The sequence below is a fragment of the Peribacillus sp. P4_C12 genome (assembly GCF_056402095.1).
Genome location: NZ_JBFUIB010000795.1, coordinates 1 through 1356, shown reverse-complemented (window position 1 = coordinate 1356; position 1356 = coordinate 1). Strand labels below are relative to the sequence as shown.

Genomic DNA, 1356 nt, shown 5'->3' with positions numbered 1-1356 from the left:
GGAACGAGGTAAACCCCACGAGCGAGAAACCCAAATTAATGGTAGGGGCGCTTTCTTCCTTGGAATTGAACGAGGAGAAGGACAGAAGCTATGCTTCTGTAGATAGATGATTACCGCCGAAGTACGAGACGTGAGTCGCTTGCAGTACTGAGGAACAAAACATGGCTTACAGAACGTTACCATATAACACTTAAAGCACAACTCTCCTTTTTAAAAGGAGAGTTTTTGTTTGTGGAAAAATTGTCCATTTTAAAATTTCCCTCAATATCTTAACACTAGAGGTGCAAAATACCTTATCATAGAAGTGAAATTGACTTTGTGAAGGTATTCGAAGATTATGTGAGTGACATAAATGAACAGGTCAGTACTCTAGAGTTTTTTTAATTTACTAATACTTTTATACAGCAATATGATATGTATAGTGATTCACCAGTGATTTTCCATAAAGGGAGAGTTCTTTACCTTATGGTTAAGGTTCCCACATTTCCGAAGAGTCGAATCGGGATGTGTATGACGTTGCTCTATTTTTGGACATTACCGATCGAAAAAAAGATCAGTTTCAAAAGTGGTCAGTAAGACATATTGATGGGTACGGCAATGTTAACTCTAAATCATGAGTATAATAATAATAACTTTCAAAAGGTATAATCAATACCGTTCTGTGTTAAACTTGGATCTTGACTGCAATTGAAAGAAATGAGTTGCAGGTACATTATCTTCCGCAAGTTCACTTGGAAACAGGAGATGTAATTGGGTTGGAATACATATCAGCTTGGAGAGTTCATTTCTTTTCCAAAAGAGACAGGCCTTGTTAACCTAAATCAGCCAGTTGGTTATAAAATGAACTTGTGAGTATGTTAAGTAATTCCATATTTCTGGGTATCCTAATTACAAGGTTTGCATCAACATTTCTAGTTTGTATTTTAACAGGAATAATGTTAGAAAAAGGTATTGTCCTTATTGAAAATAAGAACATTTCCCAATTGCGCAAGGATTGAAACTGATGGAGAGCAGAATTATGGCAAATGCAAAAGGGTTCTGTTGAATAATTGGTTATTCTTAAAAAACAGGGGATCACTTTGTCTATCAATGATCTTGGTACTGGTTATTCTTCCTTAAGTTATATTAAATGGTTTCCGATTGATACAATGAAAATTTATCAAAGTTTTACTGAAAAGTTGATCAATTATAAAGGTGACTTGCTCATTGTAAAAGATACCATCACGATGTCGAAGACACTTAATCTGGAAATCATTGCTGAAGTCGTTGAACATAAAAAGCATGTAGACTTTTTGAAAAAGCAAAAGTGTGATATCATTCAAGAGTTTTACTTGTCAAAACCGCTACCTGTTACTG

The 1356-nt window shown here is 35.0% G+C and carries 1 protein-coding gene and 1 other RNA gene; both read left to right on the top strand.

Annotation, left to right across the window (positions count from 1 at the left end):
• Nucleotides 1–174: RNase P RNA component class B (gene rnpB, locus AC1DUW_RS29070), an RNA gene on the top strand; the annotation flags it as partial.
• A 905-nt stretch (nt 175–1079) separates the two neighbouring features.
• The coding region (locus AC1DUW_RS29065) for an EAL domain-containing protein (protein WP_477644218.1) at nt 1080–1356 on the top strand (277 nt) is incomplete at its 3' end.